This is a genomic window from Humibacter ginsengiterrae, assembly GCF_054780115.1.
Genome location: NZ_BAAGWY010000001.1, coordinates 514,178 through 538,062 on the forward strand (window position 1 = coordinate 514,178; position 23,885 = coordinate 538,062).

At 61.2% G+C, this 23,885-nt stretch carries 26 protein-coding genes; 14 read left to right on the forward strand and 12 right to left on the reverse strand.

Annotation, left to right across the window (positions count from 1 at the left end; all coding sequences use genetic code 11):
- Nucleotides 1-281: 281 nt before the first annotated feature.
- The 3 genes from ACYVII_RS02435 to ACYVII_RS02445 form a co-directional block, all read right to left on the reverse strand.
- A complete protein-coding gene (locus ACYVII_RS02435; RefSeq protein ID WP_460530394.1) occupies nucleotides 282-1,352 on the reverse strand; it encodes a DUF3039 domain-containing protein in 1,071 nt (356 codons plus the stop codon).
- A gap of 23 nt (nucleotides 1,353-1,375) precedes the next feature.
- Entirely contained in the window at nucleotides 1,376-1,705 is a 330-nt protein-coding gene (locus tag ACYVII_RS02440) for a helix-turn-helix domain-containing protein (protein WP_460530397.1), read from the reverse strand.
- Nucleotides 1,706-2,072: 367 nt separating this feature from the next.
- On the reverse strand, nucleotides 2,073-3,410 hold the full coding sequence (locus ACYVII_RS02445; RefSeq protein WP_460530400.1) for a hypothetical protein: 1,338 nt from the start codon (nucleotides 3,408-3,410) through the stop codon (nucleotides 2,073-2,075).
- A 237-nt stretch (nucleotides 3,411-3,647) separates the two neighbouring features.
- On the opposite strand from ACYVII_RS02445, the gene ACYVII_RS02450 reads away from it, so the two are divergent.
- From ACYVII_RS02450 to ACYVII_RS02460, 3 genes are all read left to right on the forward strand, one after another.
- Nucleotides 3,648-4,637 carry a hypothetical protein gene (locus ACYVII_RS02450; RefSeq protein WP_460530402.1) on the forward strand — a complete coding sequence of 330 codons (990 nt, stop codon included), beginning with the start codon at nucleotides 3,648-3,650 and terminating at the stop codon, nucleotides 4,635-4,637.
- Nucleotides 4,630-5,049, forward strand: a complete 420-nt coding sequence (locus ACYVII_RS02455) for a hypothetical protein (protein ID WP_460530405.1) — start codon at nucleotides 4,630-4,632, stop codon at nucleotides 5,047-5,049. The genes ACYVII_RS02450 and ACYVII_RS02455 overlap by 8 nt, the downstream gene beginning before the upstream one ends.
- A 77-nt stretch (nucleotides 5,050-5,126) precedes the next feature.
- On the forward strand, nucleotides 5,127-5,867 hold the full coding sequence (locus tag ACYVII_RS02460) for a hypothetical protein (protein WP_460530408.1): 741 nt from the start codon (nucleotides 5,127-5,129) through the stop codon (nucleotides 5,865-5,867).
- Nucleotides 5,868-6,003: 136 nt separating this feature from the next.
- On the opposite strand, the gene ACYVII_RS02465 is transcribed toward ACYVII_RS02460, so the two are convergent.
- Entirely contained in the window at nucleotides 6,004-6,516 is a 513-nt protein-coding gene (locus tag ACYVII_RS02465) for a DUF3846 domain-containing protein (RefSeq protein ID WP_460530411.1), read from the reverse strand.
- Nucleotides 6,510-7,040, reverse strand: a complete 531-nt coding sequence (locus ACYVII_RS02470) for a DUF3846 domain-containing protein (protein ID WP_460530413.1) — start codon at nucleotides 7,038-7,040, stop codon at nucleotides 6,510-6,512. Before ACYVII_RS02470 ends, ACYVII_RS02465 begins: the two co-directional genes overlap by 7 nt.
- Nucleotides 7,041-7,199: 159 nt before the next feature.
- Here ACYVII_RS02470 and ACYVII_RS02475 point away from each other — a divergent pair, with 159 nt between their 5' ends.
- Nucleotides 7,200-7,553: a hypothetical protein gene (locus ACYVII_RS02475; protein ID WP_460530416.1), complete on the forward strand. Its 354-nt coding sequence runs from the start codon at nucleotides 7,200-7,202 to the stop codon at nucleotides 7,551-7,553.
- Nucleotides 7,554-7,646: 93 nt separating this feature from the next.
- On the opposite strand, the gene ACYVII_RS02480 is transcribed toward ACYVII_RS02475, so the two are convergent.
- The 7 genes from ACYVII_RS02480 to ACYVII_RS02510 all read right to left on the reverse strand — a co-directional run bounded on the left by ACYVII_RS02480 (nucleotide 7,647) and on the right by ACYVII_RS02510 (nucleotide 15,063).
- Nucleotides 7,647-7,964: a hypothetical protein gene (locus tag ACYVII_RS02480; protein WP_460530419.1), complete on the reverse strand. Its 318-nt coding sequence runs from the start codon at nucleotides 7,962-7,964 to the stop codon at nucleotides 7,647-7,649.
- 290 nt (nucleotides 7,965-8,254) lie between these two features.
- On the reverse strand, nucleotides 8,255-8,995 hold the full coding sequence (locus ACYVII_RS02485; protein WP_460530421.1) for a Maf family protein: 741 nt from the start codon (nucleotides 8,993-8,995) through the stop codon (nucleotides 8,255-8,257).
- The gene (locus ACYVII_RS02490) at nucleotides 8,995-9,786 is read right to left on the reverse strand and encodes a hypothetical protein (protein ID WP_460530424.1); all 792 of its coding nucleotides are present in this window, start codon (nucleotides 9,784-9,786) and stop codon (nucleotides 8,995-8,997) included. The genes ACYVII_RS02485 and ACYVII_RS02490 overlap by 1 nt, the downstream gene beginning before the upstream one ends.
- The gene (locus tag ACYVII_RS02495) at nucleotides 9,783-11,927 is read right to left on the reverse strand and encodes a helicase-related protein (RefSeq protein WP_460530427.1); all 2,145 of its coding nucleotides are present in this window, start codon (nucleotides 11,925-11,927) and stop codon (nucleotides 9,783-9,785) included. Before ACYVII_RS02495 ends, ACYVII_RS02490 begins: the two co-directional genes overlap by 4 nt.
- Before the next feature lie 124 nt (nucleotides 11,928-12,051).
- Nucleotides 12,052-12,384, reverse strand: a complete 333-nt coding sequence (locus tag ACYVII_RS02500) for a hypothetical protein (RefSeq protein ID WP_460530431.1) — start codon at nucleotides 12,382-12,384, stop codon at nucleotides 12,052-12,054.
- A 65-nt stretch (nucleotides 12,385-12,449) separates the two neighbouring features.
- The gene (locus ACYVII_RS02505; RefSeq protein ID WP_460530434.1) at nucleotides 12,450-13,421 is read right to left on the reverse strand and encodes an AAA family ATPase; all 972 of its coding nucleotides are present in this window, start codon (nucleotides 13,419-13,421) and stop codon (nucleotides 12,450-12,452) included.
- A 799-nt stretch (nucleotides 13,422-14,220) separates the two neighbouring features.
- Entirely contained in the window at nucleotides 14,221-15,063 is an 843-nt protein-coding gene (locus ACYVII_RS02510) for a hypothetical protein (protein ID WP_460530437.1), read from the reverse strand.
- A 149-nt stretch (nucleotides 15,064-15,212) separates the two neighbouring features.
- Between ACYVII_RS02510 and ACYVII_RS02515 the strand changes: the two genes are divergently transcribed.
- From ACYVII_RS02515 to ACYVII_RS02560, 10 genes are all read left to right on the forward strand, one after another.
- Complete coding sequence (locus ACYVII_RS02515) at nucleotides 15,213-15,521, forward strand: hypothetical protein (protein ID WP_460530440.1); 309 nt, start codon at nucleotides 15,213-15,215, stop codon at nucleotides 15,519-15,521.
- Nucleotides 15,515-15,790 (forward strand): hypothetical protein, encoded by a 276-nt coding sequence (locus tag ACYVII_RS02520; RefSeq protein ID WP_460530443.1) that lies wholly within the window; start codon nucleotides 15,515-15,517, stop codon nucleotides 15,788-15,790. The genes ACYVII_RS02515 and ACYVII_RS02520 overlap by 7 nt, the downstream gene beginning before the upstream one ends.
- Before the next feature lie 196 nt (nucleotides 15,791-15,986).
- Complete coding sequence (locus tag ACYVII_RS02525) at nucleotides 15,987-16,610, forward strand: methyltransferase-A70 family protein (RefSeq protein ID WP_460530446.1); 624 nt, start codon at nucleotides 15,987-15,989, stop codon at nucleotides 16,608-16,610.
- The gene (locus ACYVII_RS02530) at nucleotides 16,610-16,807 is read left to right on the forward strand and encodes a hypothetical protein (protein ID WP_460530449.1); all 198 of its coding nucleotides are present in this window, start codon (nucleotides 16,610-16,612) and stop codon (nucleotides 16,805-16,807) included. Before ACYVII_RS02525 ends, ACYVII_RS02530 begins: the two co-directional genes overlap by 1 nt.
- A 176-nt stretch (nucleotides 16,808-16,983) precedes the next feature.
- Entirely contained in the window at nucleotides 16,984-17,202 is a 219-nt protein-coding gene (locus ACYVII_RS02535) for a hypothetical protein (RefSeq protein ID WP_460530451.1), read from the forward strand.
- Nucleotides 17,195-19,357, forward strand: coding sequence for a type IV secretory system conjugative DNA transfer family protein (locus ACYVII_RS02540; protein ID WP_460530454.1), 2,163 nt, complete (start codon nucleotides 17,195-17,197; stop codon nucleotides 19,355-19,357). The genes ACYVII_RS02535 and ACYVII_RS02540 overlap by 8 nt, the downstream gene beginning before the upstream one ends.
- A gap of 169 nt (nucleotides 19,358-19,526) precedes the next feature.
- The gene (locus tag ACYVII_RS02545) at nucleotides 19,527-20,345 is read left to right on the forward strand and encodes a replication-relaxation family protein (protein WP_460530457.1); all 819 of its coding nucleotides are present in this window, start codon (nucleotides 19,527-19,529) and stop codon (nucleotides 20,343-20,345) included.
- A 26-nt stretch (nucleotides 20,346-20,371) separates the two neighbouring features.
- Nucleotides 20,372-20,662: a hypothetical protein gene (locus ACYVII_RS02550; RefSeq protein ID WP_460530460.1), complete on the forward strand. Its 291-nt coding sequence runs from the start codon at nucleotides 20,372-20,374 to the stop codon at nucleotides 20,660-20,662.
- Nucleotides 20,659-21,465, forward strand: coding sequence for a hypothetical protein (locus ACYVII_RS02555; RefSeq protein WP_460530463.1), 807 nt, complete (start codon nucleotides 20,659-20,661; stop codon nucleotides 21,463-21,465). The genes ACYVII_RS02550 and ACYVII_RS02555 overlap by 4 nt, the downstream gene beginning before the upstream one ends.
- A 282-nt stretch (nucleotides 21,466-21,747) precedes the next feature.
- Nucleotides 21,748-23,811, forward strand: a complete 2,064-nt coding sequence (locus ACYVII_RS02560) for a recombinase family protein (protein WP_460530466.1) — start codon at nucleotides 21,748-21,750, stop codon at nucleotides 23,809-23,811.
- Nucleotides 23,812-23,885 lie beyond the last annotated feature (74 nt).

Below are 23,885 nucleotides of genomic sequence, written 5' to 3' on the forward strand. Positions count from 1 at the left end.
CCCCCGAGTCGAGCGCCGTAAAGAGCAAAGCGGTTGCCGGCTCGCGGGCAATGATCATGCTGGTTCTTCTCTCCTTGCGCCTGAGCGCGTCTTAGTGCTTGCTGAGTACCCTCACCTTATCGATGGGCTCCGACACGGCGGCAGACCACAAGCGAGGGCCGTGGCTCGTGCCGCAGGAGATACCTCGAACTGCCACACAAAGCTGCCGTAATTATGACATGAACAGGACTTTTAGTGAATAGCGATGCGAATCGCATTCATTCGTGAAGCCGCGAATGACGTCAGTCAGCGAGACCGGCATGGACCTCAGCACATTGCGGGCACACCGGAAGGTGATCTGGATTTGACGTAGGGACGAACCAAGTCCCACAAAGCGCCCGAATCGGATCTCCCGACACCGACGCATCGACGATGCCATCCTTCTGGGTGTAGTGCGCTTGTATGCCCAGCCGAAGGGTTGTTCCTTGCAACTCTTCGGGCAACTCGCCGGCTTGGCGAACACTATCGGCGCGTGGCAGGACCTCCGGGTCGAGTAATACGGACCAAATCTGATCGGTTCCCTTGCCTGGGGTGACGCGCCAATCATCAACGCGCGGGTTGATGACGCTCCGTATTGCTTCCATAGCCAGTTCAAGCAGATGGGGCTTGGCGGGATCGTCAATATGGACAACGATAATCAGTTCTGCCAATTCCTCGCCGGCCCCGTCGCTTACGCGCTCGACCTCAACACTCAAGTGCATAAATGATGAGCCGTCCGTGACGCCGGGATGAGGAACATGCAGCTCGCGCGCGTCGACGGATTCGTCAGCCACTGCGATACAAATCAGCGCTGAAAGGCGTAGCGCCTCTTGCCATGCATCGACTCGAGCGAGCTTCTCCTCGATCGCTTGATAACGTCGATCCTCGGCAGACGGGAGGTAGTGGTCGGGACCGTGGGCTTCGACCGACCGCATGAATGCCTTGTAAAAGTCACGGGCTTCGCCTTCGGCACGAAGACCGCCCGCACAGAGCCAGACTTCCCCCTCGCCGACGATGGCGGCGTCAGTCGCGGCCCCTCGCCAGCGAGTCGTTTTCTCTTTCCACCAATATGGATCCCGTAGCCCGCTGATACTCTCCCGTCGCAAGGATGGGTCGTCACTTTCAAACGATGAGCAGAAACTTGTGACGAGCGGGTGAGCTACTTGGATGGGACTGGGCGTCGATTCGAGAACCCGCACTACGTCGCTATCTGCACATGCGGCACTCAGCAGCTCACGGAGCGCCAAGAACGCACGGCGATGGTTTGCGTCGGCCCAATCTGAAGTCAAGTCATCGCAAAGGCAGCGCAATGTGACGCGACGGTGATACCCCATCGCCTCAGATTAGTGGTGAGCGTCTAGATCTCGTCGATGGCGAGGGCTCGCGTCTGGCCTGGCTGCGCCACGGCTCTCGCCGTGGCCCGCCTCAGCTCCTCGGTCCGAGCAACGAAGTCGGTAAGGTCGGCCATGGAGATACGGCGGTCTCGCGCGCCGACAATGGTGTAGGCCAAGGCTCCGCTGTCAAGAACCTTGTACAGATGTGCACGGCTGATGCCGAGCACCTTCGCAGCCTGGCTAGTAGTGACAGTGTCGTCGGCGCCTGCAAGGATAACGTCGCGACCGGACCGCAGCGTGTCCGAGAGCGCAGCAATCGCCTCGCGTGCGGCGCTCTCAGGCAGGGCGTTCACGAAGTTATCGAGAGCGTCCAAAGTTTCGTGGGGGGTCGACGTCGCAGGCACAGTAAGCGCGGGCATTAGGGTCACCTGTCAGAAGTTGAGCAGTGCAATAGTCACTTGTTGTAGCAACCTTCTACGTGTCACAAGTGTCACACGATGGTTCCAATTGGTCAAATCATCTGCAGCGTTTCGTGACAGTCACGTAGCCCACGTTGAAGGGCGAAGACTACGCGGACCGAGAACGGTGCGCGCAACTCGGGCGGTCACCGCCAGGAGCGGAGGCAGGCAGAACTCTGCCGCTGCAGCCAACGATGTCCAGATCGTCGACAGCAAAGCTAGACACTTCTTCGACGCGACCACGCGTTTTCTACATCGCCATCTACCGCTCAGGTCCATAGGGGCTCCAACCACTCAGGAACGGCCTCAGTTCTTCCGCGGTTGGTTCTGGCGTGCGCGGGATCAGCAGCTCTGGCGAGGAGATCGGATCGAGGTCATCGATCACCGTCTTCATCTCGGCGAGGTAAGCGAGTCCCGCGGCCCGCTCCGTTCCATGAGCGGAGGCGAGCGCGTCCTGGGCCTCGGCAAGGAACTTCCGATAGCCGTTCAGCCGCTCGTGATCCTTGGCTAGCATCTTGAAGTGTTCCCAGCGTGCGTGCTCGGCGAACTCGGCTTTCGCTTCGGCCACGGCGGCTTCCCATCGCCGCCTGCGTTCGGCCTCCTGACGCCGACGTTCCTGTTCTTGCCACTCGGCTTTCAGCTCGAAGACCTGGAGCTGCACGAACACATCAGGGAGCTTGTCCTCGACGGTCTTAGCTTTCGCATCACGGAAGTGCTCGCCTTGGTACGAGGCGAGCGGGCCTTCTACCACTAGCTCGAGCCGGCCGGTGCTGATGAACTCCGTTTGCCGCCGATTGAGCCAGATCGGGGTATGACCGCTATAGTCGCGGGTCTCGCGCTTGGCCCCGCCGGCGCCGGGTATTTCCTTGATGGTGATCGAGTAGTCGCCGTGGTCAAGAATCAGCCACAGGTGTCCCGGCGCCCGATCATGCGCAGTTTGCGCTCGACCGTTCTTCCTGGTTCCGGTGCCAAGAACTTGAATGCCTCGCCGCTCCGCTTCCGTCGCGATGGCCTGCAGAACACGAGCGGCCTGCGGCAAATACTCCTTGCTGACGAAGTGCCAGTTCCTGTCATCCAGGTACGCCCGAACGATCGGGTGGTACTTTGCAACGCGGCCGGGCACCGGTACCGGCATCCTCGCCACATGGTCGTCGAAGTACTCGGTGAACGACAGCTTCCATTCGTGGCTATTCCAGTTCCCAATCCGGCTCACGAAGAGCTGTTTCCCCTTCGGCCGATTCGGTGACTTCAGGCTCAGACGTACCAATCGCTCCCACGGCTTCAACTCGCGATCGGTCGCCGTAATCGTCAAGGAACCGTCAGCTTCGAGCACCTGCGCGATGAGCTGGTCCGCTGCAGAGTCGTTGGGCAGCACATCGGGAACGGGTGGGTTCTCGAGCCACGCCCGCCCGGCGGCAGTGGCATTGGCAACCCACGAGTCACCGTGGCCCGAGATCGTCACGAGGCCGCGATGCTCCAGGGCACGCGCGACGATGCGATGCTCCCACCCGTCTGTGTAGATGCCAGCGGGGCAACCATCGCAAACCCACTTGAGGACATCGACCTGCTTCTGGTTGAGCTGCTGAGGGTTCTTCGCCACGTCTCGGACGCTAGCGGTTCCGAAAGCACATGCGGGTGCCGCAATAGCCCGCCTGGCCGGGGCAGGTGAGATTCGGATCGTGGGCATGGTCAAGTCACAAAAGCATCATGTTCGCAGGGTTGCCAACACCAGCGTGCTCGTGTAGCGCGGACGGCCCCTTATCGTCCGTGGGCTGCGATACACTCGCGGGGCTTACGGTCAACATCCGTTAGCTTTCGACTTTGGGGGTACGCCGCAGTGGCTCCACAATTCGTTCCGGTCGCTCTAATCGTGGGCGGTGGTGCGCTGGCAGTCGGTGGAGCAGCAGCGGGTGCTGTCGGGGGCATACAGATCAAGAGCGCGCGAACACAAATCCATCGGCGAGCGCAGCGCTATGACAAGCGCCATACAGCGCATCTGCGAGCAGTCGATGCGACGAATGAAGCCTTGCAGTTCCTCGGTAAGACTCAGGAGCGAGCTCAGCGCGAAATCATCAACCGCATGAAGGACTTTCTACTTCGCCATGAGAAGCAAGTGCGGGCACACGAGCGCCTCGTCCTGGACGGCATCGAGCTCTCGGATACACGTATCGCAGGAGACGCGAAGCTCGACGCAAACGTCGCCGGATGGGTGCGCGGCGTCATTGGTGCCGCAGGTGTCGCGGTCGGCGTACCGGCCGCACTTAGCGCCGGCGTCAAGAAACTCGCCAGTGCTAGCACTGGGACGCCAATCTCCGCGCTTAGCGGTGCGGCCGCCGAGAAGGCCCGACTGGCATTTCTTGGTGGCGGGAGCATCAAGAGCGGCGGGGGAGGAATCAAACTCGGCAAGACTGCGAACGGCATTGCCGCGATCGGCCCGGCTGCGCTCGTTGCCGGACTTGCGGTGAAGAACCAAGGAACCAGGGCCCGAACTGCCGCCGAGCACCACCGCACCGAGGTGGACACTGCAATCGCCACGCTAGATGCACGGGACGAACTGCTGCGAGGCATCCAGGAACGAGCGCGCGAGCTTGAAGCGCTGCTCGTGCGTCTCATCGTCCGCGCAGCACAAGCCATTGACCTGCTCGAATCTGAGCCGTTCGATATCAATATCCACCTTGATCGGCTCCACTCGGCTCTGAATCTTGTTGGGTCGGTCCGCGAGGTCACCACTGCGCCCATTGCCGATGAAGATGGGAATATCGACCAGAGGACGGAACAGCTTCTGTTCACATACCGTCAGTCACAAAAGGAGCCATCCGATGGTTAGTCAGAGCAAGAGCACACTCGCGAAGATTGCCGGCGAGATCACGGTGACGGATGCCTTCGGCGCGCTCACACAGCTGGTCGATGCGGTGCGTGAGACGGTCCAGATTCATGAGACCGAGAGCACCAAACGCGAAAAGTTGAAGACCTATCGGGAGACAGAAGTCCGCCGCATCAAGTCGTCCGAGAAGATCCTTCGAGAGTACTTCGATCGAATCTTCCAGGAGCGTCGTGACACCAGCGACCGTCTGTTTGCGAGCCTCGACGTCGCACTGGAGGCTGGTGATGTGTCGGCCATGCAGACAATCGTTGGCGGCATCGTCGAAGTTGCACGAACCTCACCACTCGCCGGCATCGGCAATATCGCTGAGCTCAAGCGCGCAATGGAAGATCCCGACGCCGTTTTCGATCTCTGACTCTTTGTACTGGCGGGCGCAGATTGCCCGCGGGTCGAGATCAAGGGAGTGTCGGTGCCACGGGTCACCATTGGCTCATGAGCGATCTGGAAGCCGTTGTCCCGCCTCACGACCCTGCTGAGGACACACTAGCCTTTGCTGGACAGGCGGCGATCTCGATCGTCCCCGTGATCGGCCAACTGACCGCCGACTCGTTGGCGCATCTCGTGGCGCGTCGCCAGGCCCGACGTCAGTACGATTTCGACGCTGCGATGGCTCATGCTCTTGCGGGCGTCCTTGAGCGACTTGAAAACACGGCCACCATCGAGGAGGTCGTCGACTCTGATGAATTCGTTGCTGCCGTGACTCGTGCTCAACGCGCCGCCGCCGAAACGGCAAGTGTCGACAAGCGTCGGCGCCTCGCTGCAGCCGTCGCCAACGCAGGATCTTGGGCACCGTTCACCGCGGCAGAACGCCAACAGTTCACTCGCCTCGTAGAGGAGTTTGACTCCCTCCACATCTGGTTGCTGCACTATTTCACCGACCCCGCAGGCTGGCTCAAACAACACGACCTTTACGAGCGAGAGAAGAACGTAATCATGGGCGGCGTCGGTGGACCGCTCGGGTCTGCACTTGGCGTCTCAGGAGAGGTTTGGAGCGGCCCCGTCTCCCAAGCCGTTGCCGATCTCGAACGCAACGGGCTCGCCTCGATTCCGCTGACCACCAGCATGAGCGCTCAAGGAATCTTTACTGCTCGCACCAGCGACAAGGGCCACCGATTTCTTGCGTTCCTCGACGAAGCCGATTCCATCCGAGCCGAACCGCCGACTGACATCTGAGAGGCACGGTAAAGGGTTCGCCTCTGCTCAAGCTAGCGAGCATGTGAAGAAGGCGGCGACTACTCCCCTCGAGAACGTGATGTTCCTGGGTTGAGCAGTCGCCGCCGTAGCGGAGGGTGGTGTGAATGCGAGCTCGTCAGGTCGGGCTCCCTCCGAGAACAACTGGCGCCACCGGCACGATGCGCACGTCCTCAGCGGCCGTCCATCGCTCCAGCAGCACCATCGCCCAGATCATCGCTTCCCAGTAGTCGGGATACGTCGCCTGATTCTGGTACCACTTGGGATCACCGAAGGTGCGCACTTCGACCCGATAAGCGGCTGGTGTGAGCAGTAGCTCGCGCACGAGCAACGGAACATCCGTACTGTCGCCATTCCGATCGGGAAGCCCGACGAGCACTGCGTCGCCGACGAGCATGGCTTTCTGTCGTGCTTCCGGGACGTGGTACCACCACAGAAACGAGGCGCGGCTGTTGAACGGCAGGTGCCGCAGCAGTCCCTCTTCGTTCACGTAGATGGTGACGCCGAGGCTGGGCAGGTCCACCGCTTCGATCCAACCACCCACGGCCGCCTGATAGTCCTCGAGGTTCACGAAAGTGCGCTCCCCGAGGGCCTTCTCTGCGTCCGCAGGGATAACGATGCCGGTCACCATGGCCGCTCACCACCAGGCATGTGGTGGTCGAGAGGTTCGCCCTCTGGGATCTCGACCTCGATGCGGAACGTCGCCGGTCTGGCAAAGGCGCTGATGAGCATGCACCACAGCGACGCGTCGAAAAGGTTGTCGAACCGTGCGTAGGTGTCGAGCCATTCCTCAGAAGAGCCGCGGTGCGCCTGCACGACAAAGCGGTGCTGCTCGAACAGTCCGTGCACGAGAGTGTCGGGCACGTCCGCACCGCCGAGACCGTCATCGATGCCCGCTACGACTACGTCACCGAGGATGAAGCGGCGCGATTCGGCGCCAGAACTGAAGTACCACCAGAGCGCCGTGGCTCGTGAGTTCAGGGGTCCGTGGCGTCGCTCAGCGGATTCGTCCATGTAGACGGTCACGTCGAGCGCTTCGATCTCGATCGGCTCTAACCAGCCGCCCACGACTTCCTGGAACTCGTCGATGCTGGCGAGCTCTTGGACTCGGGGGTTTTCGGCCCCATCTTGTGGAATGACGATGCTTCGCACCATGCGTCCCACCTCCTTACTGTTATCGCGACCGAGAACCCCGAATGGGTTCTCTAACGAAGGCCGCGAGGCAGCAACGAGGGCTATTGGGAACATGGCATTGATGTTGTGATTTCTACGGCTTCTCAGCCTGCTATTGAGCGCCCATAATGAGGCGCAGATATGACACAGAACGATTCACCTAAAGACCCAATTCAAGATCTCACCGACATGATGCTCGACGTTCAGCGACACGTTCAGGGCGCAGCCCGCAAGCAGGAGCGCATGGAGGGGCGGATGGATCGGATGGAGTCCCGGATGGATCGCCTTGAGAACAACCAGCAGCAGGTGCTGAGTGAATTGAACGAACTTCGACAGAAGTCCGATCGAGTTCTAGACCTTCTCGACGGCATCGCTTCGCGCATCATCGATGACGACACGGAGCGCATGGCACTGAGCGCGCAGGTCACCCGGCACGAGGACTGGATCATCGATGCCGCGCCTGCCATCGATGTGTCCTATACACCCGGCGCGTAGCTCGGATTGATCGGCGACCGCCTGGGGCGAGGCTCAATCGAGCACTCGTATTCCCAGGCGGTCGCTCTTTGCTCCCACGAAAGGAGCATCCAGTCAGGCGGACGGCTTCGACCGTGGGGCCTTGGCCGGGCTGCTGCCGCCGAAGATGGCTTCGATCGCGCTCTGCTTGGTCTTCGCTTCGCGCTCGATCTCGGCGCGGACCGTTTCGGCACGCTGGAGCACGGTGGGGTCGGACCGGCTGGCCTGCACCCAGGACTCCAGTGCGAGGCGGATCTCTTCGGTGACGCTGCGGTTTTGCAGCTGGGCAAGGATGTCCAACTGGGCTCGCAGGTCGTCGGCGATGCGCACGGCAAGGGTCCGCACCGGACTGGGCGCTGCCTGGTTCCCGGCAGCAGGGGTGTTCTCACTCATGAGTGAGACCTCCTTATCGGAAGCGGCGGACGAGACCTGGATGGTCTCTTCTACACCGCAGCCCGGCAAGGAACCAGCCCGATTATGAACCCATCGCTTCTGGCGTCAATCTTCTGTTCGGGTTTGTTGTAAAAAGTACAGCGTTAGGCGTCTTGCATGAATTGTGTTCATGGTTCATGGTCAAGGGCGACTATGGCGCGAAGGGTATCCCGCCTGCAGCAATAGCCAGCCCGGCACATCCGCGGGGTCTCGGGAGCGTGGTCAATATTCCGATCGCAGTGATGTGAAAACTACTTCTTTGAAGACGCCCGCCACCAGAACCGACGGGGCGCCCACATGTCGGGGTACGCAAGACCAGCTTTGCGCAAATGTGTGAGACGTGGACGAAGCTTCTCCTCAAACTCGACCAATTGTCGCCGCCATGCATCGAGATCAATGCCTATATCCCGAGTTGGGTCGTCGAGCTTATACCACTCGAGCATGTTGATCACCCAAGTGAGTTCGTCAAGCGAATCAAAGTAGTAGTCGTCCTCATACTCCACATATTCGCGAATCTCATCAGCAGACTTGCTCGACAGAGCAACTGCCGTCTTCACATACTCGCAGCGCATGTGGTACCAGTTCGCAAAAGCATCCGCCCAGTCAGCTCGCGCCTGGCCCGCTGCATCCGCACCGATGAACACGTCCATCTGGTAGATCAAGAGGTATAGCATCTGAGAAATATCCTGCAGATCGAGCGTATTCGGATCATCTGGAACCAGACGCACATCGCATCCGCGAAGCATTTCCAGACCCTTGATCACGTCTGAAAGTGCAGATGGAGCATGTGCAACCTCATACAATGAATACATTGTCTCGTATAGCGCGCCACGAAGACCCCTAACGCAACGCGTATACGCATCGTCCTCGCTGCCCACAACTGATCTATCAATCACATCATCCCACCATAATGTAAATGGCGAGTTAGCCTCATATCCGGCGTCCGGATCTTCATCCCACCGGCGAAGCATTTCTTCAGTTAGCCTGGCCATCAGACTCCCGACCAGCGAACGCCGTGAGTGTTGGCATCGTCCAGCTTGTTGAGAATATTAACGACACTAGGACAAAATGCCGTAATTGGGGTATTTGTCCCTTCTTCAAGAATAATTGCAACACCTGTCATTATGTCCAATTTTACCACACCTGATGGACTATTCTGAGAAAATTCGACGAACCGACTTGAGTCAGTCGAATGACACACCTCTGAGAGGTACGGTGCCACTTGCCCAATGTCTGCAAGTCCGGCCGCATCTCCAATTTGTTTGCCATGATTCACAATTACATGGTTGTAGGCAGGATCATACGGTTTACGGCCAATGGGCTGAACGCTCATCCACCATTCGTCGGTGGCGCCGATTGCATATGAAGCGCTTGAGCCAGGAAAGATGCCGCGCTGCGTCAGTTCGTGGACGATGTCCGAGGTTCTCCGCGCAGGCCCCTGTGGCTTCTGATTACGCCCTCTCGTCCGCGCCTGCGCGCGCTCTTTCGAGTCTTGAGGATCGAGCAAACATCGGGTGCAGTGTTCCGGCGCCTGCCAGACGCCTTCACGCTTGTGAAAGCTAATCTTCCGCTTTGCGGAGACCGGAATCGACCAGCCGCACGACGCGCAAGGCACAGTCTCGTCGATCTGGTCCTTGATCCACTCTCGACAACTCGGGCAGTTGCGGGGAGGCGTATAGCCTTTCGCATACCACCATTCCTCCGGCGCGGCTTCAAAGGTTCCTCCCGACGCACACCCCTTCGCGTGACAGGTGTATGTCTGGCTTGGCCGGTCCGGAGTCATGGCGTCCTCACCCAGTGATCGACGACATCGAGCCAAAAGCCGTCGCGATCCGCTTCACGGCGAAGCCGGAGCCTTGCTGTGAATGTGCGGCCTGAGTCAACGTTCGGAACGGCCAGTCCGGCGCCCGCGCAGGGACGACCATCTTGCAGAACCCATGCCCTGGCCTCTGGATGCCCGTTTGGTACCGACCCAACTCGAACCACCACTTGGCCAGGAGTCTCATGTGCCGTCCGAATCGCTCGACGACGTGTTTCCCCCGACAACATCGGTAGTGGACCGAGGAGCTCGCTGACGCTTCGTCGATCCCTGCGATGTCTCTTAGCAAACTGAGCTCGCAGATCGGCGACGGCCTCCATGGCATTTCTGATCGATGAGTCCGACAGCTCGAGTTCAACGCAGTCACGAGAGAACGTCTTTTCAGAGAGATCACGCATACTGCGAAGCGCTCGGTCGCCGACAAGATGACCTGCGTATACGTTGAAGAATGCACGAACGAGGTCATATCTACCGAGTGGAGCGTGCAGGTTGTCAATAAACGAGATACCGGCCGAACTAGGAGCGTTCCGGCTGTTAAATTCCTCGAAGGAGGCATTGTTGATCAGGAACCGGCCGAGATCAAGGTCCGACAATGCTAGAGACACGAGCCAAAGCGACACTTCATCGACAGGCGCACCCGACCTCCATGCTCGTTCAAGCTCAAACGCGTACGGAAGCCATCCAGCGCTGATCCAACTCGCGGCGGCTTCGCCCAGAGCGCTGAGTCCATGCCCGTCTGTGGCTCCGAGCGAGATAAGAACGCGCCGCTCCTCCACGAGATTCTTCAGACGCGAGACGGTCAGGAGGCTGTCTTCCGACGGTAGCTGAAGATCTCGAAGTCCCGCAGCAATCTGCGCGGGCGTACTCCAGCCCTCCTTGAGGCTATGAAGCGCCAAGGCGCCTAGTTGCGATGTCGCCAGTGGTGTCTTAACCGGCTCGTACTCGATTGATTCGGAGTTGAGGGTCTCGATGTCAAAGTCCGTATAAGGGGCGCCAACTTCGCGAGTGATTATCCCGACTCCGGCGCGCCGACGGCCCACACGCCCGAGGCGTTGTTTCAATGAGTTGAACGGTAATGGCATGATCTCAGGGATTGAGCGATCGCCGACGGCAATCGATTGAAACCCGCTATCCATTGTTACGACAAAATCGAGTGCGGGTATCGTAACCCCCATCTCGATCACGCTCGTGGCGAGAACGATATACGGGCGCTTGGCATCCTCAATCTCAGTTCGTCGCCTGTCGAAGAGCGCCATGGCAACTTCGCTACCCGTCTGCTTCCCGGAGAGCTCAAGGATAGCGATCGGCTCACCATCTTTAGCCGGGGATATATTCGCTAGTAGCTGCTGGACTCGCGCGAAGTCGCTAATTTTGCTGCTCACGGTATTTAGCGCGACCAAGAGTGCGTGAGAGCGCTCAGGACCCTCAAAGATATCAGCCAGGATCTGCTCTCGCCCCGGATATCCCTTCGGTGGAAGGAAGCGTGAGTCATGATTCTGCTTCACGAGTAGATCATCAATGATCTCTGCAAGACAGTCCATCATCGGCCGGCCTGCGTTCGAGGCGAAGATTGGAAATCTCTTCTTTGTCGCCACGATAACGTTATCTGGTTCAATGTGAAGAAGTCGTGGAATCGACCGAGTATCCACGGTCGCCGACATATAGTCGATATGCACACCGTTCCGTCGAGCGACAGCAACCGCTAATTCCACGTCAGGATTCTGAGCGATCGTCTCGTGTGCTTCATCGATCACAATTCGATCAGAATCCGGGTCGAAGTCTCCCGACAGCGCCTTGATCGTAAACACGCCAGTTGTTACAAACTTGATGGGCGCACTCCGGTTCGGCGCGCCGCTCGAGGTTACGTATCCAAAGATTGGAGGGGAACTCCGATGGCCCAATTCCCGCAGGATTCGCTGCAACGTGGCTTCCATGTAACGCGCTTGATCCTCAGCGATAAGTACACGCGGCTCGACTATCCAAATCGTCGGGTTCTTGTCTTTGCGCGTCTGTCCTGTACATTCCACAAGCCAAACGTGCACTGGGACGACGACTGTCTTGCCGAGGCCAGTAGCTGCAACCAGGAAGAACGGGTTGCTTCCCATCCGTGGCAAGTATTCGGAAATACCAAGCTCGTCCTGCTTGATGAGAACGTCTAAGGCTTTCGAGACTGCAGACGGATCCGGATACCTGACGCGCTTCCCGCGATGCGAATCGGCTGCCGGCGCGTTACGTCGGAAGGGCTGTTTCGATGCCAAACGAAACCTCGCTTAGTCCGGGAATGATCTCCCTTCCGCCGCCGTCTACCTCTCCGTCGGGCTTCAGAGAAAACGGCCCGCCGGTAAGCCCCATGTGCGAGAGCGCCTTGAGCCGTCCGTCGCCAACTTGCCAGTCTGGCGCAAGCGTGTAGGCAAAGTGGGGTCTGAGTTCCATGTCGTCCAGGAGCTGTCTAAACCCCTCAGCCTGTCCCATTAGGCCCTGATACTCGCCGTCCGCCCATCGTTCGGATAGCGAGACTGTGGAGTTGGTGACGACCAATCGGCCGTACTCGTCCCAATCCACATCGATCCAGTGATGAAGTTGCCAGCGTCCCGAAGTGGTTGACACCCCGTAGGTGTGGAACTGGGTTACATATCGGTTCTCTGCCGCGAGACCGATCTTGACGAGCCCTGCCCTCGAACTCTCCGACCACCCCAAGTTGCGAAGCGCTCCATCAACGTTGATACCGATCGCTTGTGCTCGTGTATAGGTTCGAGTGTAGGTGTTGGTTCTTGCCACGGTGCCCTCCTCGTGTAGTCCTGATGACGATCTCGCTCCGCCGAGAGAAGATCATGGGTTGCATAAAGATCGTCAAGTGTCGGGCGAACTTCAAAATCAAGCTCTCCCTTTCGGGCGCGCGTCAGGACATCCCTCGATGATCCTGATATTTTCCCGATATTCCTGGCCGTCGCACTCCGTACAATATTGAGGTGTTCGACAATCGATGTACTCGCAATGCGAGTCACAAAAGCCCTCACCTGATACTCCGTAAGATGCGGCAGTGCGTCCTGCACCACATTGGCAATTTCCTCGGCGGTGGGCGCCCAGTAAAAGCTATCGGTGCGGCCTGGCCGGACGAGTGGCCCGTATAGCTTGGTCACATCGTTTGCCGTAACAAAGATTGGGATCCGCTGGTTGCGTCGATTGTCAACCTTCTCAGGATAGTCCGTAATATGCTGAAGCTCACCGATGACCATCTGTCGATTAACGGTCGTCTGCACAAGGGGGCCCCAGTCTCCGAGCGCAGAATCAATGTCATTTACGACAATTGCTCCAGAAACGAGACCCTTCTTTGATACTTCGTCCGCAACTTCTAGATAGGTCGCTCGCACCAGCTTGGCTGGATCGTTCGCGTTAGCGCTTTCCAGTTCACTGCTGCTAATCGTCTTATAGTGGACTCCCATTTCTCGAAGAGTCTGATCTAGCTGAAAACTCTTTCCCGTTCCCGGCTCACCGTGGATTGCAAGAATTAGGGGTGTGGCGGGAGTTGGGTGCTTCATGACATTCGTGACCAGGTGCGTAAAAACCCGCTCGCTGAATCGTGGGGAAATTGTGGTCACTCGAAGAATCCTTGCTCGCCCGCGGTACGCGCTTCGTCCCTAAGCCGTTGAACAATATCTCGTGGTGAAGCTCTGAGACTCGCGTCTGCAAAGGGTTGGTACGCGGCACCGAGTTCCTCGCCGAGCGAGTCGGGGGCCCAGTCCATCTCCTCTTCGAATTTGGTGTCCTCTGGATCCCTCGCTGGGTCCAATATCCACGGAGACCCGTCGGATGGTTCGCTCGGCTCCAGATGTTCCCGACGTGCCGATGTCTCCACGAACGAGTCATCTCGAGCCGTGGGCGTCTCGGTCTGCGGCAGCGTGGTCGGGACAGCACCTTTAGGCTCGTCGTCTTTCGGCCCCAGATGCTCCCCCAGACGAGCGGCTTCGAATATCTTCCGAGCTTCCTCCTCCGAGGAGAGCGCACCTTCTTCGCCCACAGACTCTCCGATCGTCTGCTCCGACTGCCGCGCGGCCGCGGCACTCTAATGGATGAGTCAGCATATCCCTCACCATGCATGCATCAGCGACCCCCATTTCCGGGGCAAGCATTCCACTGGCAGAGAAGGGTCATTCACGCCAGAACCACTCAGCAGATGAACTGTGCCACCCGCAGGTCGCGACGGTGCCTCGATGTTGAACTCGACATCTCCGTGCTCGATGCGTTGCCCGTGGAACCGTTCGACGTACCCGCCTAGACCCAACCAGGGGAGTCGCCATCGGCGTAGTTGTAGAGCGCTGGGCCATGAGCGATCATCAATCCCGTACGGCCTATTCTTCGCCAGTTCGTTGACACAGAGAGGCCGAGCACGTATGGAATCTAAATGCGGACAATCTCCAGACTGGCGATGGTGCGGTAGCTGGTGAACCGTAGCCGGAGCGACTCGCCGAGATCGCTTTCGTCGTCGAAGGTCACGGTGCGCATGGGCGCGTCCCTGCCCTCGATGGAGATGCTGTAGACCGGATCCCCAGCGCTGACGGGGACAGACAGGAGATCGGCTGGAAGCTCCAGGTGCAGGGTGTGCCGCTTGAGCGTGTGTTGCTCGTTGCCAGCTGCGCTGCTGGGTATGTCTTCGAGGTCGAGCACGAGGTCACCGGTTACTTCCTCGATGCCTTCTTCGCTGTCGGTGTAGCGCCAGAGTCGCACGAGCGGTGCTCGCTCGTTCAGGTTCTTTGTTGTGAGCTGGTAGATGGCCACAAGAAGCCCGTCTGCTAGGGTGCCGTTCACCTCAATGGTCAGGAGCTCGGTGCCGAGTCGCCCCTGTACCTCGGCGAGGTAGGTGAGTTCGCCGGCGATGGTGTGGATACCGGCGTCGCTCCACCGTCGGCCGGTTCGCTGATCTCGGATGCGCCCGTCTTGCGGGAGCGCGCCGACGACGTGTTCGAAGCGATCCAGTGCCGAGTCTGCCGGGGCAGTTATGGAGATGGCGGCGGCGGCTTCTTCGCGGCCACCGTGCTCGGTGTAGCGGCGCATTTCGCGTTCGAACATGAGGAAAGCATCGAGCAGGTCGCTACCGCCGCAGACGCGGCGGAGCGCCTGATAGTGGCTGAATTTGTGCACGGTCAGCTGCCCATGCGCACCACGCAGGTCGAGGAGTTCTTCCTCGACCACGCGTGCGAGTCCGTCGGTACCGCCGATATCGCTGCCGAGCGTGCCTTCCACGTCCTTCATCATGCCGTGCGCGGCTGGTGCACTTTTTTGTCATGACGCAGGTAGTACGCGGGCTGGAAGTTAGTGGTGTCCCCGGAGTGGTTCCGGGGCTCTCGTCTTCGAAGGCGAGAGCAACTGGCCCAACGAGGAGGCCGAAGTCCATGTCTACCGAAATGCTGCCGACAGGCAGCGCATACAGCCTGCAGCCGGGCGCGCGCATGTCCATGGGGATGCAGAGGCAGCTCGGCCGTGCGGTCGAGCGGGTGCACGCTCAGGCTGTTGTGGCCAAGCTCACCGAGGACGGCCGGGCAGCCCTGACCAACCTGGCGCTGGAGAACGTGGGAGCCCTGACCACGCTAGAGCAGCACCTGATTACGATCGCGCCGCTGGGTGAGGCCCGGTATCGGGAGATCGTCGACAGCTACACGCTCGGCGCGTCCGCGGCGATCCGGCGGTGGGGTTCATGCTGACCGTGATCGCATTCGTGGCCGGTGTGATCGCGGTATTGGCGCTCTGCGTGCTGCTGTGGCTGGGAATCGAGGATCTGATGGATTGGCTGCAGCAGTGGCGGGACGCCAGGGCAGCTCGGATCGAGGCCGAGCTGGACCGCACCCAAGAGCAGCTGCGGGCGACCATGCTCCAGCTGGCGGAGGCACTCGCTCAGGACGCGCACCAGGCCCGTCGGGCCCTGATCCGGGAGTCGTTCCTGGCGTCCGGGCAGATGCCGCCGCGGGACTGATCCCAGGGTGGGCTGCCGCGGATCGAAGCGGCCGCGACAGCCCACTCTTCATCTCCGATGCGCCTGCGCTGGGTTGTTGTGCTTTCAACATCAAACCCGACCAGAAGATTGACAACTTTCACGGCAGCGCGCATAACCAGTCTTCGCTTGGGCTACCCGTGTGATCGGTGTGGCCTGCAGAAAGGAGTACTTCGACATGACCGCCATTGCGCCCGAAGCCGGAACCTTCTCCGGCACAACAAAGAGGAAATTCAAGGTCTGTTACGCCGACCCGCCGTGGGATATCCAGCAGAAGGGTATCCGAGGAGCAGCCCGGCATTACGACCTGATGACCATTGAACGCATCAAGGCGATGCCGGTCGCCGATCTGATGGCTGCCGACTCGACGCTGCTGCTCTGGACGACGAACGCGGCCCTGCCGGACGCGCTGGAGGTGATGAAGGCGTGGGGCTACACCTATAAGACGAACGCCGTCTGGGACAAGTACTTCATGGGCTTGGGCACCTACTTTCGCGGCTCGCATGAACTGCTGCTGCACGGGGTGCGTGGCAAGGCCCCGTTCAAGTTCCACGGGCAGCGCTCCACGCTGCTTTTCCCGCGCCAGGATCACTCGCACAAGCCGGAGGAGATGATCCCGCTGATCGAGCGGATCCTCGACGGCCCCTACCTGGAACTGTTCGCACGGCACCGGCCGAACAGCCACGCGGACTGGTCGGTGTGGGGCAACGAGATCGATTCGGACATCACCATTCCCGGCTACCCGGTGCCCTCCGACTTCACCCGCGACGAACAGGGCACGCCTGAGGCTGGTGCGCGGTGATGGGTGAGGAGACACCACGGAGCCCGTTCGATCGGTTCTTCCGCGCCTGCCTGCTGATCCTCGGCGGCGTCGTCTGCATCTGGGTCGCACTGTCTCTCGTGGGCCAGATCTGGGGCTGGCTGCTGCTGGCCGCTGGCATTGCGCTCATGTTGTGGTGCGCCGTGCTCGCGTACCGCTACTGGTGGGGTTCGCGCTGATAAGCACAAGCGGCATGACCCCTGTAGACGGTGTTGTGGAATACACAACGCATGCCGCTTTCGCTTGACAAAACCACCGTATGAGTTCATAACAAGCCGCGTCCGGGTGGGACACCCCTTTCTGCTCTTTCGTCCGAGGCGTGAAAACGAATTCGTTATCGAAGGGAGGTTCACCCATGAGCACTTCTCCAAGCGGTCATGGCGGCCGTCGCCGCTACCGCAAATCCACTGGCCGGAGGGTCTGGGTTTTCTCGGAACTCAACCACGGCCTCACCCCGGCGCAGATGGCGAAGGTCATCACCGCTGCCGGCCTGGAGCAAGCCCGTCTTGAGGCTGAAGCCCGCGCTGCGGATCCAAGCGAACCGATCTCCGGGCAGGAGGACGATCATGCCTGACCTGCACGTTCTCACCCGCATCTACCTGCCGCGCCCACTGGAGCCCGAGACGGTGCAGCAGCTGATGCTGCGCCTGATGGGCTCCGACGTGCCCCGCCCGTTCAATCTCGACGTCGTGGCGGGACCGGATGGCGTCTCCTATGTGCTGGGCTGCCGGGCCAGGGCCGTTCAGGCCCTCAAACGCCTCATCCAGGCCCACACCCCGGAGGCCCGGTTTGAAGCCGCCGTTCGGGCCCGTGTGGCCACCGTCGGGCGGATCACAGCCCGCCCCGGCGGGCTGCCGCTTGCCGCCATCCCGGCCGAGGACGTGGCTACCGCGATCTACGCTGCGCTTGCCTCACGGCGTCGCGACGAAACCGTGACCCTGCAGGTGGTGCTCGGTCGCGGCCAGCGCCCACAGCAGCTGCCACCGAAAGCGGCCGACCCGCACCAGCGCGTGCCGTCGAAGCTGCTGGATGGCATCCTGCCTGCTGCGCGAGACGTGCACCGCACTTTGGCCGGTCATGTCTCCCAGCCGCGGCTGAACGTCACGCTCCGTGTCGGCGTTGCCGCCGAGTCGGGGAAACGACGCCGTGCCCTGATGTGGAACCTGTTCGGTGCGCTGCAGCAGCTCGAGAGCCCCGGCGTCCACTTCGATCTAGCGCAGGAGTCACCGGCCCGCTGGGAACGTGCAGCGTCCTTCACGAGCGGCTTTGAGCTCACCGCCACCGAACTCGTCGCCGTTCTCGGGTGGCCGGTTGGGGACCGCGACTACCTCGGCATTCTCGGACTCCACCCGCGCTTACTTCCGGTGCCGGAGATTGTCAGCAGCACCGATGCTGTCTTCGCCGTCGGCACCGCGCCCGGCCCGGAGCGGCTGGTCGGGCTGGATCCTGCCAGCAGGCTGATGCATTTCCTGGCGCTTGGCCCCACCGGGTCGGGTAAGTCGACGCTGCTGGAGCGCCTCATCCATGCCGACATCCAAGCGGGCCGTGCCTGCGTGGTGATCGAGCCGAAGAAGCAGCTCGTCGACCGGATCCTTCAGACCACGCCCAAGGAGTACGCGGAGCGGATCGTGGTCCTCGACGCCACCGACCTGCACGCACCGGTCGGGTTCAACCCGCTCGATGTGGGCGATCGTGATCCGGACGTCGTCGTCGACGGCATCCTCGCCGCGCTGGCTGCCGTGTTCGAAGACGGCTGGGGGCCACGCACCGAATACCTGATCCACGCCGGGCTGCTCTCCCTCGCCCGGGCAGGGCAGGCTCGCACCGACCCCTACACGCTCATCGACCTGCCACGCCTATTCACCGACGCCGCCTTCCGCCGACCAGTGATCGCCGCCGTGCAGGACGACGTCACTCTGGCAGCGTTCTGGGCGGAGTTCGAAGCCATGCGACCCGGGCAGCGCGCCGCCATGCTCGCGGCCCCGCTCAACAAGCTGCGCAAGATCGTGATGCGCAAACACCTGGTGGCCGTGCTCGGCCAAGCTCGCCCGCGCTTCCGCCTGCGGGACGTGTTCCGGGACCGCAAAACGGTGCTCGTGCCACTGAACGACGCGCTGCTCGGTGAGGGGGCGGCCAAGCTGCTGGGCAGCCTGATCGTCTCCGAACTGTTCCTCGCCGCCGTCGAACGCGCAGCAGAACGGCACCCGATGAAACACCCCGGCATGGTGTTCATCGACGAAGTCCAGAACTACCTGCACCTGCCCACCTCCGTCGGGGACGCCATGAGCGTCTTCCGCTCCTACGGCGTCGGCCTGCACGTCGCGCACCAGTACCGTGCCCAGCTCCCACCGGAGATGCGCACCGCGTTCGACGTCAACGCTCGCTCCAAAGTCTGCTTTGCCCTGCAACCCAACGACGACCGCGACATGGCCCAGCTGGCACCACAGCTGAGCCGGGAAGACTTCCAAGGCCTCGGCAAACGGGAGATCTACGCCAACCTCGTCGCCGGCGACGCACCGGCCGGATGGTTCTCCGCCCGCACCCTGCCACCGCTACCGAACACGAAAGCCGAACACTTCATCCGCGCCACCAGCCGCGAACTCTATGGAGGCATCGCGCCCACCGCGGCATCCGCCACAGCACCGAAGCCACCGACCGCCACCGTGCCCGAGGCGGGAGCGCCGGGAGCCCAGTCACGTCGAACGCATCAGAAGGCGAGGCGGTCATGAACGCCCACGACTTCCTCGGGACGGCGTCCGGTCGGTATTCCGGCCGCTGTTCCGTCCACGACGAACACCCACCACCACATCCGCCCCTGTTGCGGCCTGTTCCGGCCCCTTTAGGCAGGGACTCCCGCAGCAACGCTGCGGACACCACGCTCACTAAGGAGGCGGCAGCATGAGCGCCCTCAGCATCCAGGATCTGACCGCCCACCTGACAGACCGCGACGTCCTGATCCTGGAAGACCTGCACGCCTTCCGCCTCCTGACCACCCGGCAGCTGCAACGCCTCCACCTCCCGGCCGCACCCCTCGGCCCGCACACCACCACAGCGGCGGCGACACGCGGCACGACCCGCATCCTGGGCCGCCTGGAGCAACTCGGTGCAGTCTCCCGGCTGGAGCGGCGCATCGGCGGCGTCAAGCACGGCTCGGCACTCACCATCTGGCACCTCGGACCCGCCGGTGAACGGTTCCTCCGTGCCCAGCAAGGTGGAGGCACGCGCCGCCGCTACCCCGAGCCCAGCCTCTCGTTCGTCCAGCACACGCTCGCCGTCGCCGAGGTCGCCGTCAGCCTGCGCGAGCAAGCAACCGCCCGACGCTTCGAACTACTCGAACTCACGGCCGAACCCGACTGCTGGCGCAGCTTCAACGACACCGGCATCAGCGTCATCACGCTCAAACCCGACCTACTGGTCGTCACCGCCGACACCGACACGGAGACGCATTCCTTCGCCGAAGTCGACCTCGGCACCGAACACACCCCCGCACTGCTGCGGAAATGCCGCACCTATCAGCAGTACTTCAAGACCGGCATCGAGCAAGCCAGCCGCGGGCTGTTCCCAGCCGTCGTCTGGATCGTCCCGACGCCACGTCGCGCCCAGCAGCTCCAGACCGCGATCACAAACGACCGCACCCTCGACGCCAGCCTTTTCTGGGTCATCACACCCGAACAAGCCTTGTCGCACCTGGCTCCGTATGGAGCATCCACCACCTAAGCACACGAGAAGGGAGGTACATCCTCATGACTTCATCAACCACCACCGTGCTGCCGGACGACACCGAGCAGGCACGAGAACTCATCCACATCGGACTGGCCATGGACCCTGGCGCCCGGTCCGAAACCCTCGCCCGCCTCATCGCCGCCACCATCCACGACGGCCCCGGCACCGCACTGGAGACCTTCGCCGCCACTGGAAAGCTCAACGCCCAAGCCGCACTCGAAGAACTCAATGACGTACGGGTTCCCGTTGAGCAAGAAGACTGGGTGACCGCCCTCGGCCGGTTCATCCTCACCACCGGAGGCCGGTCATGATCGAACACGAGCGACACCCAGCACACCGCACCGAATCCCAAGAATGGGCGCACCTCGAGCAAGCGAGCCAGGACTTCGCGGACACCATTTCAAGCGGGATCAGCGCAGCGCTCGACCAAGGCCGCGAAATCGACGACCAGACCGCCCGCACCATCGCCCACGTTCTCGGCCACGCATACGGCCCCGAATCCCACCTCGCAGACTTTGCCCGCATGGAACCCGCCACCTACGAATCACTCCGCGACGAATACCTCGCCCTCTACAACGACGAGCACGCCACACCCCGCACCAAGCAGATGATCAACTGGCTGGGCACCTACCTCGTCGCCAGGGAGAACATCGGCTCCGGCCGGCGAATCACGAACGAATACGACGCCCCCGACCTTGGCCACCTCCTCGTCGCCACACCCCTCGTCATCAACGGCGAAACATATCCCGTCCACATACCCGGCAACTGCGACAGCACCGCAATCGACGGCCTGGCACGGACATTGACCGATCTCCAGCTGGCCCGGGACGAAGGACTCCAAGCCTTCCTCACACTGCCCGACGTCAACGCCATGTCCGGCGACATCATGGGCAGCTTCAACGAGGCATACATCGCCACTTTCAACACGATCGAAGACGCCGTCGACGTGCTCGTCGAAGTCGACGAGCTAAAAAACGAGGTCGACCAGTTCGCTTCCGAACGCGGTCTCGTCATCGACAGCTACTCACCCGACTACGAAGCCCTCACCGAACGCGTCCGTGATGCGTTCGACATCGTCGAATGGAAAGGACGGGTCTATGCCTTCGCCAGATAGCTACGGTCAGCCTCGCCGGTGGGGCAGCTCGAACGTTCAGCGTAGACACCCGATCACCGTGTCGGGCCGCCGGCGGAAGAAGATCGACCTCCACCATCTCGGGAGAGCCCTGTTGCGGCTCGCGCAGAGCCAATACGACGCGAACCAGAGCTCCGGCAACGAGCAGGCCACTCCCCTGGTCACACGTCCAACAGGCGCCGCATCCGGTTCGCAGGGCGCCCAGCCGACGGAACCCCGATCGCCAGATAGCGACGGGCCCTGACGCACGTCAGACGCGAACAGATGGCGGAGCAGAGGAAGGAAATCACGATGAATGGCGATGACGACCGACGCGATTTTCTTAACACCCCACGGCCCCTGTCAGAACCGCCGGAAGCGGGGCGAATTCTCCCGAACGGCCTGGACTTCCCGGGCGAAGAGAGCGTTAATCCGGAGGACCTAAACGGAGGGACCCTCGAAATGACCCAATCAACGCTCGGGATCATGCATCCCAAACCCCCGGCCAATTCCTTGGACGGGCTGGAACACCTGGTGGCTTCGCCGCCAGCCCTCATCGACGAGGACGTAGTGCTCGGCGTCGCGCAGGCTGTTTCATACCTGCGTGTCTCGACGCCACGCCAGCTGCACACGGCAGCGGACATCGAAGAGGACGGCAACAGCATCGCCACCCAGCGCGTCGAGACATTCCGCAAGGCCCGCTCGCTTCACGCCACGATCGTCAAGGAATTCGTCGAACCAGGCCAATCGGCGCAGACGATTGCCAAGCGCACCGAGTTCAAGAAGCTGCTGCGATATCTCGACGTACACCCGGAAGTGAAGTACGTCATCATCTACATGCGCTCACGCGTCTTCCGCAACTTCACCGACGCAGCGATCACCAAGCGCGAGTTGCTCCAGAAGGGCGTGCGCCTGATCTCGGCCAAGGAGGAGTTCGGCAACGGCTACATGGCCGACGCCATGGAAGCCATCACCGACGTCATGAATGAAGTCCAAGTCCGCATGAACGGCGAAGACGTCAAAGTGAAGATGGCGCACAAGGTAGAACAAGGCGGATCCGTGGGGCGCGCCAAACTCGGCTATCTCAACGTCCGGAAAGATTTCAGCGGACGACTGGTCAACACCATCGACGTTGACCCCGAGCGGGGCCCGTTGATCATCTGGGCGTTCTCGCAATATGCGACCGGGCGCTACTCGATCAGTCAGCTCCGGTCGCTCCTCGACGAGCGCGGGCTGACCACACGACCGTCACCGTCGCGCCCCGCGCAAACGGTCAGCAACAGCCGCCTTGCCTTGATCCTGCGCGACCCGTACTACACCGGAGTAATCAGGTACAAAGGCAAGCTCTACGTCGGACGCCACGAAGCCCTGATCTCCAAAGAGACATTCCTCCAGGTCCAAGAGATCCTCGACCACCGTCGCCGCCGCGGAGACCGCGACATCATCCACTTCCACTACCTGAAGGGGCTCATCCAGTGCGGCGAGTGCTTCGACAAGGGCCGCGACAGCCGCATGATCTACAGCCAGATCACCGGCAACGGTGGAACCTACGAATACCTTGTCTGTGCCGCCAAGCAGCACAAGAAATGCTCGCTGCCATGGCTCCGCGTCGAACAAATCGAGGACGCAATCCAACCGGTCATCGCCGCCGAGAAGCTCGACAACGAAACGATCGACGACATGCGCGCAACGGTCAAGAAAACGATCGACAACCTGCTCGCCGAAGATCGTGATGCCAAGGCGCAACTCCAAAAGGAACTCAAGAAACTCGAATCGCAAGAAGACCGACTCATCGAGCTCGCCGCCACCGGCACCCTGTCGATCTCTAAGATCCGGCAACGCATCGAACGCACAACCCTGCAGAAGGAGAGCATCAAAGAGAAACTGGACGTGACCGCCGATCGGCTGCAATACGGCAGCGACACCGCCATCGCGTACCTCGATCTCCTGCGCAATCCCGGAAACCTCTACCGCCACGCCTCCGACACCATTCGGCGCGACCTCCTCACGGCGTACTTCGACCGCCTCACCGTCCGCATCGACGACCACGGCCTCCACGTCGCAGGTGAACGCGCCCGAATCAACGCCGCCGTCCGAAGCATCCAAGGAGCGGATGGGCTGTCCAAGGCCGAGCACATCCCGAACAAAACAAGAACTCCCCGCTCACGAGCGGGGAGTTCAGAATCTTCGAGCCATGGACCCAGTTCATTTGTCCATGGTTCGAGTAACGTGCATGTGGCTGGGGTACCTGGACTCGAACCAAGAACAACTGAAGGCTCCGGGTCCAATCCCCCTGGGCCGCGTCCCGTGGAGTGGTGTAGATCTCGGGCGCCGAGTGTCACGTCGTGAACGTGGTGAGCCATCGTGCGATGGTCAGTGAGAACTGTCTAGGAATCTCACGGAAGGACACAAGGCACGATGGC

What these genes read in the sequence shown, in the direction of transcription:
- ACYVII_RS02520 (WP_460530443.1), top strand. Translation starts at nt 15,515, where the DNA reads ATGCTGACCGTGATCGCATTCGTGGCCGGTGTGATCGCGGTATTGGCG.
- ACYVII_RS02545 (WP_460530457.1), top strand. Translation starts at nt 19,527, where the DNA reads ATGAGCGCCCTCAGCATCCAGGATCTGACCGCCCACCTGACAGACCGC.
- ACYVII_RS02455 (WP_460530405.1), top strand. Translation starts at nt 4,630, where the DNA reads ATGGTTAGTCAGAGCAAGAGCACACTCGCGAAGATTGCCGGCGAGATC.
- ACYVII_RS02555 (WP_460530463.1), top strand. Translation starts at nt 20,659, where the DNA reads ATGATCGAACACGAGCGACACCCAGCACACCGCACCGAATCCCAAGAA.
- ACYVII_RS02460 (WP_460530408.1), top strand. Translation starts at nt 5,127, where the DNA reads ATGAGCGATCTGGAAGCCGTTGTCCCGCCTCACGACCCTGCTGAGGAC.
- ACYVII_RS02485 (WP_460530421.1), bottom strand. Translation starts at nt 8,995, where the DNA reads ATGGCCAGGCTAACTGAAGAAATGCTTCGCCGGTGGGATGAAGATCCG.
- ACYVII_RS02515 (WP_460530440.1), top strand. Translation starts at nt 15,213, where the DNA reads ATGTCTACCGAAATGCTGCCGACAGGCAGCGCATACAGCCTGCAGCCG.
- ACYVII_RS02530 (WP_460530449.1), top strand. Translation starts at nt 16,610, where the DNA reads ATGGGTGAGGAGACACCACGGAGCCCGTTCGATCGGTTCTTCCGCGCC.
- ACYVII_RS02475 (WP_460530416.1), top strand. Translation starts at nt 7,200, where the DNA reads ATGACACAGAACGATTCACCTAAAGACCCAATTCAAGATCTCACCGAC.
- ACYVII_RS02535 (WP_460530451.1), top strand. Translation starts at nt 16,984, where the DNA reads ATGAGCACTTCTCCAAGCGGTCATGGCGGCCGTCGCCGCTACCGCAAA.
- ACYVII_RS02550 (WP_460530460.1), top strand. Translation starts at nt 20,372, where the DNA reads ATGACTTCATCAACCACCACCGTGCTGCCGGACGACACCGAGCAGGCA.
- ACYVII_RS02470 (WP_460530413.1), bottom strand. Translation starts at nt 7,040, where the DNA reads ATGGTGCGAAGCATCGTCATTCCACAAGATGGGGCCGAAAACCCCCGA.
- ACYVII_RS02525 (WP_460530446.1), top strand. Translation starts at nt 15,987, where the DNA reads ATGACCGCCATTGCGCCCGAAGCCGGAACCTTCTCCGGCACAACAAAG.
- ACYVII_RS02435 (WP_460530394.1), bottom strand. Translation starts at nt 1,352, where the DNA reads ATGGGGTATCACCGTCGCGTCACATTGCGCTGCCTTTGCGATGACTTG.
- ACYVII_RS02540 (WP_460530454.1), top strand. Translation starts at nt 17,195, where the DNA reads ATGCCTGACCTGCACGTTCTCACCCGCATCTACCTGCCGCGCCCACTG.
- ACYVII_RS02465 (WP_460530411.1), bottom strand. Translation starts at nt 6,516, where the DNA reads ATGGTGACCGGCATCGTTATCCCTGCGGACGCAGAGAAGGCCCTCGGG.
- ACYVII_RS02480 (WP_460530419.1), bottom strand. Translation starts at nt 7,964, where the DNA reads ATGAGTGAGAACACCCCTGCTGCCGGGAACCAGGCAGCGCCCAGTCCG.
- ACYVII_RS02495 (WP_460530427.1), bottom strand. Translation starts at nt 11,927, where the DNA reads ATGGGAAGCAACCCGTTCTTCCTGGTTGCAGCTACTGGCCTCGGCAAG.
- ACYVII_RS02560 (WP_460530466.1), top strand. Translation starts at nt 21,748, where the DNA reads ATGGCGGAGCAGAGGAAGGAAATCACGATGAATGGCGATGACGACCGA.
- ACYVII_RS02490 (WP_460530424.1), bottom strand. Translation starts at nt 9,786, where the DNA reads ATGACTCCGGACCGGCCAAGCCAGACATACACCTGTCACGCGAAGGGG.